We start from the raw sequence: 14,476 nt of genomic DNA, 5'->3' as shown, positions 1-14,476 counted from the left end.
CAGTTGAGGCCGCTTTTTGGTATCTACAGTTGTCAGATTGCTGACTTGTTGGCCTATCGGATCATCTGGCTGCCTGCAAGCGTGGTGCCTTGTGTGCATTCCATCCTTCGCATCTGTTATACTCTAGGTGAATTCAACAAGACCAAGATAAGTTATGTACCCCAGAGGAGGCATATCATGAAGTTCATTAAATACACACAACCTGATTTTGATGATTATTATGCGTTGGTTTCCAATATGGAAGTAATGAAACAGATTACAGAACGTGCAATACCGGAGCAAGAGGCGAGAACGCAATTCGAGTCCATGCTGGAGTTTAATGAGCGTTCCACTTGCGGACATTACCGGGTATTCAGTGAAGAGGGTGCCGGTGTGGCGTATGCCAAATTGATTCCGGATCAGGAGGACCCGACCAAGGCTGAGATAGGTTACATGATCTTGCCTGAACATTGGGGCCAAGGTCAAGGCACATCCATAGCTTCACGGTTGATTATCCAGGCACAAGCCGCAGGGATTGGATCACTCTATGCAGTTATCGATCCGGGTAACGCTGCTTCCCGCCGGATCTTGACCAGACAGAACTTTGTATCCACCTGGACAGGCGATTACGATGGTCTTCCTGGTGAGATTTTGGAGTTAAATCTTCAAACGAAGCGGTAAAGGCACTGTTCTGAGGGTAATCAGATGCTTTCTTATATAGAGATGTGGAGGAGATGACATATGAGCAATTCAACCATGGAACGTCTGAATGCATTGCTGCCGGAGTGGCTGGAGACCAGTCGTCTGCACACCGGGCAGGGTAAGGTGGCTTCTTATATCCCAGAGCTTGTGAAAGCCTCTCAGGATGAGCTTGGTATACATATCATGGACGCCGAAGGGAACTATGTGTCGGCAGGGGATTGCGGTGTCCCATTTACGATGCAAAGTATCTCCAAAGTATTTACCCTTATTCTGGCCTTAATGGACCATGGTGAAGAAGCAGTCTTCTTTAATGTAGGAAAAGAACCCACAGGCGACGATTACGATTCGATGATCAAGCTTGAACTAGTCGAACCCGGTATTCCGTTTAATCCATTAATCAATGCGGGTGCGATTACGGTGTCCTCGCTTGTTGGAGGAGACTGTAAGGAAGAGAAATCACGCCGCATTCTGGAGTTTTTCCGCAAACTGGCGAATAATGATCAGCTGGGCTATAACGAAGAGGTATTTCAGTCCGAATCGGAGAGTGGTCATATGAATCGTTCACTTGGCTACTTTTTGAAGCACAACGGAGTCATTAAGGATGACGTTGAAGACGTGCTTGCCGTGTATTTCCGTCATTGCTCCATTGAAGTGACGTGTGCAGATCTGTCTCGAATGTCACTCGTTCTGGCCTATAATGGAACAGATCCAATTACGGGAGAAGAACTCATCCCTCGTCGCTATGTTCAGATTGCCAAAACCTTCATGACCACCTGTGGTATGTATAATGCATCAGGCGAATTTGCCATCGAGGTTGGATTGCCCGCCAAAAGTGGAGTATCCGGTGGAATTCTGACCCTTGTACCGGGGCAATTCGGCATAGGTCTTGTTGGCCCGGCTCTGAATCGCAAAGGCAATAGCATTGCCGGCGTGCATCTGCTCGAGCGTCTGTCCAAGGAATTCGACTGGAGCTTTTTCTAAAAGTTTTTCAGAAAAAAGAAGCTTTACCCTTATATGTAGCCGATGAATCACGTATCTGATATTTTGCTTCTTTAGAACGAAGTGAATGGTCTGGATATGTCTCGTCGGCTGCTTTTGGTATTCATCTGGAAGTGTAGGAAGACAGTCCTGCATGGCAACGGCTATGCTGCATCTATCATGGAATATCCAAAACATCGGGGTGAGTATATCTCTCTTCAGTCATCGGCTAGGGTCACATCTGTAATGAGGTTCATCTGAATATCCCGGGACCCATCTTCCATCAGTAGTCTGAGGGTCCGGGCAGGACGGTCCAGCCGAAGCACCTGCCCCGTGTAACGGATATCGTCATGTTCGTGAAACAACGTAATGGTAACGATATCTCCAAGCATCATCGAGTTGCTGAGCAAACGGGACATTTCTTCCGCGGCCTGGGCATCCAGGGATGGGCGGGTACGAGGAGCAAGTTGTTCCTGATGAAGAATGTAGGCTTCCCGGTGTTCGGGGAGCATCATGCGTGAGGATTCGAAGATACCGTTTTGCTGCAATTTTTTACTCATTTATAATGACCTCCAATTTTATGAGAACGTTCATGGGCTTGCGCGGACGAGCAGAGGGAGGATGCCCGCATGATGGCGGTATCTCCGTACCTGCGCTTGATATCATCCGTGGCACGTTCCAATTCTCTTTTACGTTCGCGGTCATCAAACCAGGACAGCTGCACTTCAGAATCAGGCACTAGTCCGGTCAGTGACACGCTGATGCGGCGGATGGGTAATCCGTCCCAATGGCGCAGGAACAGAGCTGCTGCCGCATCATATACTTCATCCGTAATGTTGGTGGGCTCATTCACCTTCATCTGGCGGGAGAAACCGGTTGGCCGATCATAATCCTGTCCGCGACATCCAACCGAGACCACATGGCCCATGAGCGATTTGTCCCGGGAACGTCGACTGACGAGCTCCGCTAGTTCAAGCAGTACCACTTTGATATCTTCCCAGGAGTCATAGTCCCGAGGCAGCGTCATCTGATGTCCGATTCCCTGCTGCTGATGAGCATATGTCCCAGGTTTGACCGGGGAATCGTCAATACCGCGGGCGATACGCCAAAGTACCTCGCCATTCACACCCCAACGTTCTCTCAGTCGGGACAGTGGGGTCTGGGCCAGATCACCGATCGTATGGACGCCCATCTTGTAGAGATGCTGCGCCATGCGGGAACCAACCATGAACATGTCTCGTACAGGCTTCTGCCAGATGGTGGACGGCAGATCTTTGCGAGGCAACGTGCAGATTCCGCCAGGGACTTTTTTGGCATATAGATCACAGGCCATCTTACTAACGACCTTGGTATCACTGATACCGATTCGAATATACACACCCGTCTCATCCATCACCCTCGATTGAATGCTGCGCGCAATCGTCTCGGGGCTGCCAAACAGATCCAGGCTTCCGGTGACATCGAGGAACTGTTCATCAATACTATAGGGTTCCACCAGATCGGTGTAAGACTGAAGGATACGCGTAATATGAAGGGACACCCGAATGTACTCGGCCATCCGGGGGCGAACAACAACAACATCCGGACATTTGGCGAGCGCTTCGCCCAGTCGTTCTGCTGTCGTAATTCCATAGGACTTGGCGAGTGGACAGGCCGCAAGAATAATACCCGAACGGCGCGCCGGATCTCCCGCAACAACGAGGGGGCGGTCCTTGTATTCGGGATGTGCAGACTTCTCCACACTGGCATAGAATGACTGGCAGTCTGCCAGCATGATGACACGTCTGTCTTGGCGGGGCATAAGACTTCTCTCCTTATCCGTGATGCTAAGCTCTTCTGTTAAGCATCCATTATCTTCATTTGAACATCGATAATTAACAGTTTATTTACAGTATGGAACAAGTGTTCTTGTTTTATAAGCATATCTGACAATTCGAAATGCGGCAACCGGAATTATTTTGCAAATTGGACACAATTATGGATTAGCTATATTAGAGGCAGAAATTAGGAAATAAGATGTGCTTTTTTACATTTAATGTGAGAGATCCGTGACCTCTGGGTGATGACCGGGCGTTCATTTAGGTTTTTGTAAAAGGTTTATAAATGGGTACAGTCCTATAGAGGGGGACTGACGTCCTTTTTTGGTTTTCTGCATTTTTCAGAAAACCTTGATGTGACGCGGAATATCGCTGATGCGTTATCGGACTATAGTATCAATTTTGTAATCTTTATGGTTAATACTGTAAAAAGGTCCGCAACTTTAACATATGACTCGCGTTTAATGGGGTATGTGTTCAACGGAAAACGATGCCTGTACCCGCGTTGCACATAACAATAAAGGTTCCAGAAGTGCAAGATCAGCAGGCATCTAATCCATGCAATTCGAGCAAATATTAGTGTTTGGGAATCAGAGGTATCCCAGAGGCTTCCGAGTGGTAGTTGATGGACCTTTTTACGAATCATGGGCAGAATGTTCCATTTCATGTTTGCTTCCATCAGCCTAGTTACAAATGCAGAGTCTTAGCGCTATAGTGAGAACTACACCGCTGACATCTCTACCAAGCGGACATCCGAAGCGGAATGATTCCTATGCTTCATGTTGGACCATTCGGTGTTGAAGCAGGATGCATAATAGAGAGGTGAGCAATCTAAAGACATGAGCAGACAAAGACGAAGACGCTGGTTATTAACGGTGTTGACAGGAGCAGTGGTGGTGACTGGCGGGATATTTGCCGGGTGGCACTATATGCAACCCAAGCTCGTTACGTACACAGCGGAGAACGGCACGGAGATGAAATTCAAGACCGATGGAGACCGGTTCATGGAATACGGGCCAGATGGAACGTGGAGGGAGATGTTCGTCAAAGGTGTCAACCTGGGCGCAACTTCACCGGGGCATTACCCGGGAGAATTCCCGCTGACCAAAGAGGATTACTTGCGGTGGTTCCAGCAGATCGAGGATCTGGGAGCCAATGTAATCCGGGTATACACGGTTCACGAACCGATTTTCTACTCTGCATTAGTCGAATATAACCGCGGCCGGGAGCAACCGTTATATTTTATACAGGGCATATGGTCACCTGAAGAAGAGTTAATTGAGAAACAGGATGCCTATGCGGCGCATATTGAGCAGACGTTCAAGCAGGAGATTGAAAAGGCCGTATCTGCTGTCTATGGCGATGCGGACATTCCTGCCAAGCAGGGAGAGTCCAGCGGCAAATACAAAACGAATGCAGGAAAATACCTGATGGCTTGGCATGTGGGTACGGAATGGGACCCAGCGATGGTAGACAATACAAACGCAAAACATGCGGACGTGCCGCAATACAAGGGAGTTCATTTCTCCGCCAGTCCAGAAGCGTCACCGTTCGAGAACTGGCTCGCAGAACTGCTGGATCATACGGCTGTCCTGGAGAAGAAATATGGATGGGAGCATCCGATGACCTTCACCAACTGGGTAACCACCGATGTGCTGGATCATCCCGGGGAGCCGCTGTATGAAGAGGATCTCGTCAGTGTGGATGCCCGACATATTCAGCCGGAGGCGTGGCAGGGAGGTTATTTTGCAGCCTACCATGTGTACCCGTATTACCCTGATCTGTTCCATATCGATAAAACACTCCAAACGATCAAGGATGAGAACGGTGAGTACAACACGTACAAAAGTTATCTGCGCAAGCTAAAAGCCGAGTTTTCCGATATGCCTGTAATGATTACAGAATATGGCGTACCCTCTTCTCATGGTATTTCCCATCTGGGTATGGGAGGCCGGAATCAGGGTGGACATAACGAAGTAGAGCAGGGAGATATTGACGCGTCACTGACGCAGGATATCTATGATGAAGGATACTCGGGAGCGATTGTGTTCATGTGGCAGGATGAATGGTTCAAAAAAACATGGAACACGATGCCACTGGAAATCCCGGCTGATCGCCGTGCATATTGGCTGAACGTGCTGACAAACGAGAAGATGTTTGGTCTGCTTGCCATGGACCCGGGTAAACAGGAACAGTTGACCATCGACGGATCACTGGATGACTGGGATGATCTGAAGGTTGAAGAGGTCACGACCTGGCAGGGCCAAGTGGACGGCATTCAGGAAATGAAGATGACCCATGATGAAGCCTATCTGTATATTGGGCTGACCTTGGATCAACCGTTTGACCCGGAGAAGACAGTGCTGCGAATTGGCACAGATACACTTGCTGGAGGCAGTCAGCCTGACAAGTTACTCCCGGGCCGGACACTCAGTGATGGTCTTGAGACAGTGATTACACTGGGGCAGGATGAAGAATCACAGGTGGAGATTGCCAAGGATTATGACTTTAATCAGCGTCTGTACGGCAAAGAAGGATACGATATGCTGCCAGATCAGCAGTCAGATTCCGCAGATAATCCGTTCCACCCATGGAATCTGGCAGTCAGCCTGAGGATGACACCGCCGGATACCCGATCTGCTCAACCGTTCATGAATGAAAAGGTCGGAACATTGAAGCGAGGAACGACGGCTCCCGGCCAGCCTGATACGGATTCATTAACGTCATGGCAGTATAACGGCAATCAGGTGGAGATGCGAATTCCCTGGATGCTGCTTGGGTTCGGTGATCCGAGTTCGCTGCAAGCGATCGACTATGGACCGCTCAAGAATGGACGTGAGTTCTCCACAGTTGCTGTGGAAGGCGTTACCCTCATTCCGTGGTTAACGGACCGCGCCACGAAGAAAGTATCTTGGCCTGGGGGTGAACAGACGACCCTGGATCTTAATACATTGCCGGTATATAGCTGGCAGCCTTGGGAGCAGGTGCAGTATAGTGAACGCCTGAAGCTAAGCTACGAAAAAATGAAGAAGAGTTATGAAGAAATTCCTAGTTTTCAGATCGAATAAATGAGTATAAAGGAGGACCTTTTCACATGTTTCCAAGTTTGGCTTTGGCCTATCTGTTTTTGTACATCTGTATCGCACTTGTTGTTGTAGGCGTCATCGTATTGTTTGCCATGAAAATGTCCCACAATGGCAAACGACGCAAGACGGCGTTTTATGAATTGAAGCAGCGTGACTACTTCACCTATCTGCAAACAGCCTTGACCGAGAATAGTCCGCTCAAATTGCCGCCAGGCAAGCTGGCTCCGCTGGAACGCAGAGTCATTCAGGACAGACTGATTGAATGGATCGACCAGTTCAAAGGTGAGTATCGCGACAAATTAATTGCACTGTGCCGCGAAGCAGGATTCGTAGAGCATGATCTGAAGGAACTGGGCCGTCTGCGTTATGGTCGCCAGATTGATGCGGCTTATCGCTTGGGTGGCATGCGTTGTCCCGAAGCCGTTCCGGGTTTGATGGAATTGCTGAAGGATGAGAAACCGGGCCCGATGGCCATTATGATTGGTCGATCCATCTCCAGATGTACGACTCGGCAAGGTGAACTGAAAGACATGCTCGCGTTGCTGTTAACCAAAGGTAAGTCCATTCACCATCTGGCAGCCGATATTCTGCTCGAAACGAGTCTGGATACGAGCAGAATTCTAATTGAATTGCTGGAGGATCGGAATCCTGATTTTGTCAAAGTCGGACTGGTTGCCATGTGGGGACAGGCTGTACCTGAAGTGATGCCTGCACTCGACAGACTGGTAGGCGCAGAACATCAGGATGTACGTGCCGAAGCGGTGAAGTTGTATCTTAGCGCAAGTCCGGCGCTCCGGGATGAGACCATTCTGAAGTTGATCCAGGACCCCGATCCGGAAGTTCGCGCCGAAGTGGTACAAGCGCTTGGTTCGAAGCATGCATCTGGCAGTATTCCATTGCTGCGCAAAGCGCTGCGGGATGAAGACTGGAGAGTTCGTTATAACAGTGCGGAGAGTCTGAGCAAGCTCGGTGAACCGGGATTCGAAGCGCTGTGTCAGGCTGCGGTGCAAGGTACAGTTGCTGAGCGTGAGATTGCGATGCAGCAGATTGAGAGCACCATGCAGCATACGAGAACCGATGACAGAGCTGTAGAGCAGATGATTGCACATAACAAAAAAAGACTGCTGTACGATCGTTATTTTGGCCCTGTACGAGAGAACAGAACCAGCAAGAAACGTACAGGTGTCGCTACGGTAGGAGGGGATTACACTGCTTAGGGATCTACTATTAATCTACGGCATGGTCGCAATCTACTATGTTGTTTTTGTAAATACGCTCTACTTTTCCATTCTGGCCTTATCGTTCCGTAACATCTGGACGATCTTCCGACGGTCGCATTATTCCAAATACAATACATTGTCAGGCTCGGAACTGGTACCTTCCGTTTCTCTGCTGGTACCGGCATACAACGAGGAACTGACGATTATTGAAAATGTGAACTGTCTGATGACGCTGAATTATCCAACATATGAAGTTATTGTTGTGAATGATGGGTCCAGTGATGCCACGCTGAAGATCCTGTTGGAGGAATATCGTCTGAAGCCAGTACCCAATACGAAGATTCGGGGCAAGATCGCCTGTCAGAAAATTCGCGGGATCTACCATAATCCCGAGTTCCCTGATCTGTATGTCATTGACAAGGAAAACGGCGGAAAGGCCGATTCCCTCAATGCCGGGATCAACCTGTCCCATTATCCGTTGATCTCTTCCATCGATGCCGATTCTTTGCTGGAGAAGGATGCCCTGATCCGCATGGCACGCATGTATATGGAGAATCCGGAAGAGACGGTAGCCATCGGTGGAGATGTAAGGATCGCCAATGGCTGCAAAATTGAAAACGGGGCAGTGCAAGATGTATCGCTGCCACGCAAAATCTGGCCCATGTTCCAGTCCATTGAATATCTCAAAGCCTTCCTGGGCGGACGGATTGGCTGGAGTCACATGAACGGTCTAATCATTGTCTCCGGTGCCTTCGGCATGTTCCGTAAGGACGCTGTAATCGCCGTGGGTGGATACCGGGATGGTTATCCTGGGGAAGACATGAACATCATCATCAAACTTCACCGTTACATGCTGGAAAACAAATTGAAGTACCGCATTGCCTTCTGTCCTGAGGCCGTATGTTGGACGCAGGCACCGGATTCCTACCGGATCTTGTCCAGTCAGCGTAAGCGCTGGGGCCGCGGGAATCTGAAGAACATGATCGAGAATCGCGGCATGTTGTTCAATCCAAAATATAAGGTTATGGGTATGGTGACCATGCCATATAACGTCCTTTTTGAAGCGCTGAACCCGTATTTCCGGATTACCGGACTTCTGGCTCTCGCCGGATATGTCCTTCTGGATATGACGCAATGGCCGATTCTGGTTCTGTTCGGACTGCTGAACTTTGTGAGTGGTTATCTGCTGAGTGTAGGCGCACTTGTCCTGGAGGAGATTGCTTTCAAGCGTTACAACAAACTCTCCGATCTGGTCAAAATGCTGGTCTACTCCGCGCTGAAATTCGTGGGTTACCACCAGCTCGGCGTACTGTGGAGATTGCAGGGACATGTGCAGTTCATGCAAAACAACAACTCATGGGGTACCATGACACGCCAAAGCTGGTCCGAGGATGAGAAGAAAACAAGCGAAGCCGCTTAAGTAAAGAGATCATGGTAATACAGTAACAGCAATATAGATGTTCAACTAAATATTTACACGATAACGGAGAGGACAGAAATAACCTGATGAAGCGAAGCGTTCGCCTTTATCCCCGGATTTCCCCTTGTTAAAAGGAATCAAAAAATCTGGGGATAACAGCGATCAAAAGGTTGTTCTGTCATTGGAGTGTCAGTGTAAATAACATTTTGAACATGTATAGATAATCGAGGAGAAGGGTGGAAAAGAACATGCCAAATACGGCGACATTGCAGCGTGAGGCTGCCGTTAATGTGTACCGAAGTGTAGAACAGGGATTGAAGGAAACGGGTGCCGAAACATGCGGCTTAATGTTCATCCATTGTGCAGGAAACTCTCAACCTGAGCAGCAGGTCAGGACACATCTGGAGCAGACGAGCGGGACAGCCTTCCAGGTGTGGAAGGATGGGGCCACTCAGGCGATTGCCGTCCTGCTGCCAGGGTTGTCACTGGATGAAGTTCATTATGAAGGACTTCGGATCAAGCATGAGTTGCAAGAGACTGTACCCGGTGCCGATCCACAGATTACACTGGCCAGTTTCCCGGAAGGGGAGCGCCCTTCGAAGGCAACCATTCAGCATATGGCTGAGTCCTCGAAGCTTATAGATTCGTCGGAGATTCATATCTACACGCTGGACAATACGGCGGACGAGCCGGAGCGAATTTTGATTGTGGATAACGATCCTACGGTACGCGAATTTCTGCAATTGCGGTTGAAGATGCAGGGCTACGAAACCTATGAAGCCGTCGATGGACTGGCTGCACTGGAATTGATCGAGAAAGTCACACCAGACCTGGTGCTCACCGAGTTGAATCTGTATGGCATCGACGGTCTGCCGTTCATCCATCATATTCAGAACCTGGAGATGGAGCATCCGCCCAAAATTGTCGTGTTGACCGAGCAACGTGTCGAGCAGACGATCAGCCAATGCTTCCGCAGCGGAGTCGATGATTACATGACCAAACCGTTCTCACCTGTAGAGCTGGATGCCCGAATCAGACGCTGCCTGCATTAAAAGACGGCTTGAATAAGCTGATTGTGTGAAGTGCCAAGTAAGAGCTTTTTCACACTATGAATCAGATAGATTAGAGCAACATTTAGAGCACAGACACTCATCTATTTATATGGATTTTAAGCACCACCAAATACACTGCCCGGAGGGAATATCATGGAGAATCAACAATTCCACACATTACTGAATGCGATTGAAAATAAAGAAGCTGTACTCGGCGTCGTCGGGCTCGGTTACGTAGGACTTCCACTTGCCGTGGAGATGGTCAATCAAGGTTTCACGGTAATCGGAATTGATCTGGATGCGTCCAAAGTAGACAGTATCTATCAAGGAGATTCCTATATTCACGATATTTCGTCCGATGAGTTAAAAAAAGTAATGCAAAGCGGCCGTTTCCAGCCAACGACAGATTACAGCATGCTGCGCGTGATCGACGCACTCAGTATCTGCGTACCAACACCGCTTAGTGAGAATCAGGACCCGGATACGTCTTACATTGAGACCGTTGTGGATCAGATCAAACTGCATATGAAACCAGGCATGCTGATTACCTTGGAGAGCACCACTTATCCGGGTACTACCGAAGAATTGATCCAGCAGAAGCTGGACAAGATTGGACATGAAGCAGGTAAAGACTATTTCCTCTGCTTCTCGCCTGAACGTGTGGACCCGTCCAACGGACGTTTCACCACATTTAATACGCCGAAAGTAATCGGGGGTACAACCGAAGCCTGCCTGAAACTTGGAACAGCGTTATATAGCAAATATGTAGAAACCGTAGTACCGGTATCTTCGCCAAAAGTGGCTGAGATGTCCAAGTTGCTAGAGAACACTTTCCGCAGTGTGAACATAGCCTTTGTAAATGAAATGGCGATGATGTGTGACCGTATGGGAATTGATATCTGGGAAGTTATTGACGCGGCGGCGACGAAACCATTTGGTTTCATGCCTTTCTATCCAGGCCCAGGCATCGGTGGACACTGCATCCCGCTTGATCCGATGTACCTGTCATGGAAGGCCAAAGGCTTCCGTTTCTATAGCAAATTCATTGAGCTAGCACAATCTACCAATGACAACATGCCATATTATGTGTTGAACAAAACGTCAACGATTCTAAACGAATACGCTAAATCCGTACGTAAATCCAATATTCTGCTCCTCGGTATGTCATACAAACCGAATATTGCCGACCTGCGTGAATCACCAGGACTGGAAGTATATGAACTGTTCAAGGAAAGTGGAGCTAACGTTAGCTACTACGATCCACATGCGGATTCCTTCCAGGACAAGCATGGGGAGACCGTACACAGCGAAGTGTTCAATCTGGAACAGTTCAAAAAGTACGATTGCATCGTGCTGATCACCAACCACAGCGATTTGCCTTACTTTGATATTGCCGAGATGGGTGTACCGATTCTGGATACACGTAATGCGTTCCGTTCGTACACACATCCGCATATCTACAAGATTGGTCACTCGGTACAGCATCCTGTGCTTGAGCCAAGTGAAGCGTTGCTCGTCTGAGGAAATATATGAGGCAACGGGGCAAACTGGTGGGTATGGCGAAATGGGCTATTCTGGCTGTGGTGTTGTGCCTGCTGCTTCTGTCCTGGATGTTCAAATGGTTCTCGGCAGAGGAACACAAAGCGACCTGGCTGTGGGACGCGTCCATTATTGCAGAGCAGACACCTGAGATTATTGCTTTCTCCAAAGAACAGGGCGTAGATACCATCTTCCTGCAAATCCAGGATGAGTTGCCTGACGCAACATACCGTAAATTCATTGCGGCTGCCCGACAGGCTGAGATTGAAGTGCATGGACTTAACGGTCATGCAGACTGGGCCTATGAGGAGAAGCGGGATGAAGGACTTGCTTTTATCGAGCGAGTACGAGCATACAATGCAGCTTCGGCCAAGAATGAACGCTTCCAAGGTATTCAACTGGATGTGGAGCCGTATCAGTTGAAGCGCTGGGAGAACGAGGAGAGCAGCGTCATTGCAGAGTGGCAGAACAACATGAAGGCCTGGACAAAAGCCGGCGAGGATGCCGGACTGTACATGAGCGCTGCCATTCCGTTCTGGCTTGATGCCCGTCAGTCGGCTGAAGGAGGTACATTCAGTCGCTGGGTGATCTCCCACTTTGATGCGGTGGCCATTATGGCTTACCGGGATAGTGGGCAGCAGATGTATGATCTGTCCAAGGAAGAACTGGACGAAGCGGATGATCTCGGCAAGAAAGTCTGGATTGGAGCGGAACTCGCGGATACACACGAGGGGGATCACCTGACCTTTTTCCGTAAACCGGTTAGCAATATGAATGAAGAGATGGCAAAGGTGTTTGATTTCGGTTCCTCGCATTCTTCATTTGCAGGTGTAGCTGTGCATCATTATGAAGCATGGTATGCGAAGGAGAACGGTATTCCGCTTGCGCGCAAGGATGAAAAGAAGGAATAGCGTTAGGTCAGTGTTAACAAGTTGCTGGTTCCTGGTACATGCGTCAAGACTATTGTATAGAAAGAAGGCAAGTCCCGAGTAGATGGGGCTTGCCTTTTTTGGTGGTGGATCTATATAAATTGAACTAAAGAAAATTTACACTTGCCACTCCGATGACAGAACAACCATCTGATCGCTGTTATCCCCAGATTTTTTATATTCGGCTTTACAAAGGAGAAAATCTGGTGATAAAGGCGAACGCTCCGCTTCTTCAGGTTATTTCTGTCCTCTCCGTTCCCGTGTAAATGTTTAGTTCAATTTATATAGTAATGGGTTTTGCAGCACTATGATGTGCAGGATATGAAACTCAGGAGTCTATTGGCAATTTGGTAGACGCGGTATCGTACAAACCGTACACAAGGCGTGGTGCAGAGGCATGGATTAGGCTGGGGAGCGAAAGGTCGCTCCCTCACTCTTTCGTGCTCTCCGATGTGCGATAGCGATTGGGCGGCAAACCGACTTGCTTTTTGAACGCTTTAGAGAAGGAGAACAAGTCCGGGTAACCTACAGAATGAGCCACTTCGGTTAAGCTTAGCGGCGTCTGCACGAGCAGACGTTTGGCCTGATTCATTTTCAATTGCTGGATATATTGTACAGGGGACAGACCATAGGCTTTGCGGAACTGTTTGGCAAAATGGGTTCGATCCACACCTGCATGAGTGGACACACCTTCCACGGAGATGCCGCCTGCAAAATGAATGTCCATGTATTCCTTGCCTTTCTGAAGCCAAGGTGTGGCCGAATCCGGTTGTAATCCTTTGGTTGCCGGGGAACGGGCTATGCGGTCAAAGAGGGTTAGAAACCGGGTGAGTCGTCCCAGATCGCTCGCTCCATCCTGCGGTTTGCGAACATCCTCCATGAACGAGCGCATGGCGCTTGCAGTCTCCGGCGTCAGTACACCTGAACGATACGGTGAGTCGGGTGTAAGTCCGATTCGAGACAGCAGCTCGGCTGCATGTGCACCGTCAAAGGCAATAAATATTTTCTGTAACGTGTCTTCCGGGTCCGTCCAGTACTCATGCGTAACATGTGGAAACAGACAGAACGCATCCCTTGCTCGAAGGGCATGACGCTGTCCGTTCTGTATGAATGTACCTTCCCCTTCCAGCACAAACAGCAAATAATGATAAGGTGTGGTACGAGGGCCGATATGATAGTTGGTTTTGGCTATATTACGGCCGATGCGAATCGGCCAGGCGCCACCAGCTTTCTCGAATTCAGATGGAGTGAAGAAAATAATATCCAAAAACTCATGGTGGTCCTCCTTCATGCTCTCGGTCATCAGGAACACCTCTTTATTGTATAAGTATCGTTTGTACATTCCAAAAGTTTCGCTTACAGATGTAGTTCAAAAAGTCCACTTTTGATTACGAATCATGCCTAGTGGCATCATCAACATCGAAGCTGAAATTCAGCCGAGATGTCCGTTGCTCACGTAGTTTTCCTACGCTCCGCTACTCCATTTCTAGCTTCATTCCATCTTCTTGGTACTGAAAACCAGACTTTTTGAACACGCATTTAAACCTATTATACAGGTGGGTTTTATATATATTCAAGATCAGGAAGACCTAAATCTGAGAAAAGACCACAAAATGACAAAATGAAATTGCCGCGAAATGACATTGCTCACAGACAAATCAATTGTTATGATGTCCATACCTATTAAACCAAGTTAATTAATCGGCATTTGAGTGTGTACTTTGAAAATGAGTTAGAAATTAGGCGCACTTTAA

Annotated in this window: 11 protein-coding genes; 8 read left to right on the top strand and 3 right to left on the bottom strand. The window is 48.6% G+C overall.

Annotated elements, in window-relative coordinates; translation table 11 throughout:
• The first annotated feature begins 177 nt into the window (after positions 1-177).
• Together AC6CIF_RS05535 and glsA are read left to right on the top strand one after the other, a co-directional pair.
• Positions 178-660 carry a GNAT family N-acetyltransferase gene (locus AC6CIF_RS05535; RefSeq protein ID WP_498198427.1) on the top strand — a complete coding sequence of 161 codons (483 nt, stop codon included), beginning with the start codon at positions 178-180 and terminating at the stop codon, positions 658-660.
• A gap of 60 nt (positions 661-720) precedes the next feature.
• Positions 721-1,662 carry a glutaminase A gene (gene glsA / locus AC6CIF_RS05530; RefSeq protein ID WP_036614565.1) on the top strand — a complete coding sequence of 314 codons (942 nt, stop codon included), beginning with the start codon at positions 721-723 and terminating at the stop codon, positions 1,660-1,662.
• Positions 1,663-1,877: 215 nt separating this feature from the next.
• Here glsA and AC6CIF_RS05525 read toward each other — a convergent pair whose 3' ends face one another.
• Positions 1,878-2,219, bottom strand: coding sequence for a YolD-like family protein (locus tag AC6CIF_RS05525; protein ID WP_498198425.1), 342 nt, complete (start codon positions 2,217-2,219; stop codon positions 1,878-1,880).
• A complete protein-coding gene (locus tag AC6CIF_RS05520) occupies positions 2,216-3,460 on the bottom strand; it encodes a DNA polymerase IV (RefSeq protein ID WP_036614560.1) in 1,245 nt (414 codons plus the stop codon). The genes AC6CIF_RS05525 and AC6CIF_RS05520 overlap by 4 nt, the downstream gene beginning before the upstream one ends.
• Positions 3,461-4,315: 855 nt before the next feature.
• Between AC6CIF_RS05520 and AC6CIF_RS05515 the strand changes: the two genes are divergently transcribed.
• The 6 genes from AC6CIF_RS05515 to AC6CIF_RS05490 all read left to right on the top strand — a co-directional run bounded on the left by AC6CIF_RS05515 (position 4,316) and on the right by AC6CIF_RS05490 (position 12,704).
• Entirely contained in the window at positions 4,316-6,544 is a 2,229-nt protein-coding gene (locus tag AC6CIF_RS05515; protein WP_498198423.1) for a hypothetical protein, read from the top strand.
• 26 nt (positions 6,545-6,570) lie between these two features.
• Positions 6,571-7,779: a HEAT repeat domain-containing protein gene (locus AC6CIF_RS05510; protein ID WP_091018251.1), complete on the top strand. Its 1,209-nt coding sequence runs from the start codon at positions 6,571-6,573 to the stop codon at positions 7,777-7,779.
• 22 nt (positions 7,780-7,801) lie between these two features.
• Positions 7,802-9,202, top strand: coding sequence for a glycosyltransferase family 2 protein (locus AC6CIF_RS05505; protein ID WP_498198421.1), 1,401 nt, complete (start codon positions 7,802-7,804; stop codon positions 9,200-9,202).
• A gap of 248 nt (positions 9,203-9,450) precedes the next feature.
• Complete coding sequence (locus AC6CIF_RS05500; RefSeq protein WP_221825278.1) at positions 9,451-10,254, top strand: response regulator transcription factor; 804 nt, start codon at positions 9,451-9,453, stop codon at positions 10,252-10,254.
• Between the two features lie 153 nt (positions 10,255-10,407).
• Positions 10,408-11,775: a nucleotide sugar dehydrogenase gene (locus AC6CIF_RS05495; RefSeq protein WP_307534534.1), complete on the top strand. Its 1,368-nt coding sequence runs from the start codon at positions 10,408-10,410 to the stop codon at positions 11,773-11,775.
• Positions 11,776-11,783: 8 nt separating this feature from the next.
• On the top strand, positions 11,784-12,704 hold the full coding sequence (locus tag AC6CIF_RS05490) for a hypothetical protein (protein WP_498198419.1): 921 nt from the start codon (positions 11,784-11,786) through the stop codon (positions 12,702-12,704).
• A 448-nt stretch (positions 12,705-13,152) separates the two neighbouring features.
• Here the strand turns inward: AC6CIF_RS05490 and AC6CIF_RS05485 are convergent, their stop codons facing one another.
• A complete protein-coding gene (locus tag AC6CIF_RS05485) occupies positions 13,153-14,025 on the bottom strand; it encodes a helix-turn-helix transcriptional regulator (protein ID WP_498198417.1) in 873 nt (290 codons plus the stop codon).
• Positions 14,026-14,476: the final 451 nt, after the last annotated feature.

The sequence above is a fragment of the Paenibacillus sp. GQ49 genome, assembly GCF_059759055.1.
The sequence above is the reverse complement of the archived record's forward strand: the minus strand, read 5'-3'. Positions and strand labels throughout refer to the sequence as shown.

Excerpts from the sequence above, each read along its gene's own strand:
- AC6CIF_RS05535 (WP_498198427.1), top strand. The coding sequence starts at position 178 with ATGAAGTTCATTAAATACACACAACCTGATTTTGATGATTATTATGCG.
- glsA (WP_036614565.1), top strand. The coding sequence starts at position 721 with ATGAGCAATTCAACCATGGAACGTCTGAATGCATTGCTGCCGGAGTGG.
- AC6CIF_RS05525 (WP_498198425.1), bottom strand. The coding sequence starts at position 2,219 with ATGAGTAAAAAATTGCAGCAAAACGGTATCTTCGAATCCTCACGCATG.
- AC6CIF_RS05520 (WP_036614560.1), bottom strand. The coding sequence starts at position 3,460 with ATGCCCCGCCAAGACAGACGTGTCATCATGCTGGCAGACTGCCAGTCA.
- AC6CIF_RS05515 (WP_498198423.1), top strand. The coding sequence starts at position 4,316 with ATGAGCAGACAAAGACGAAGACGCTGGTTATTAACGGTGTTGACAGGA.
- AC6CIF_RS05510 (WP_091018251.1), top strand. The coding sequence starts at position 6,571 with ATGTTTCCAAGTTTGGCTTTGGCCTATCTGTTTTTGTACATCTGTATC.
- AC6CIF_RS05505 (WP_498198421.1), top strand. The coding sequence starts at position 7,802 with ATGGTCGCAATCTACTATGTTGTTTTTGTAAATACGCTCTACTTTTCC.
- AC6CIF_RS05500 (WP_221825278.1), top strand. The coding sequence starts at position 9,451 with ATGCCAAATACGGCGACATTGCAGCGTGAGGCTGCCGTTAATGTGTAC.
- AC6CIF_RS05495 (WP_307534534.1), top strand. The coding sequence starts at position 10,408 with ATGGAGAATCAACAATTCCACACATTACTGAATGCGATTGAAAATAAA.
- AC6CIF_RS05490 (WP_498198419.1), top strand. The coding sequence starts at position 11,784 with ATGAGGCAACGGGGCAAACTGGTGGGTATGGCGAAATGGGCTATTCTG.
- AC6CIF_RS05485 (WP_498198417.1), bottom strand. The coding sequence starts at position 14,025 with ATGACCGAGAGCATGAAGGAGGACCACCATGAGTTTTTGGATATTATT.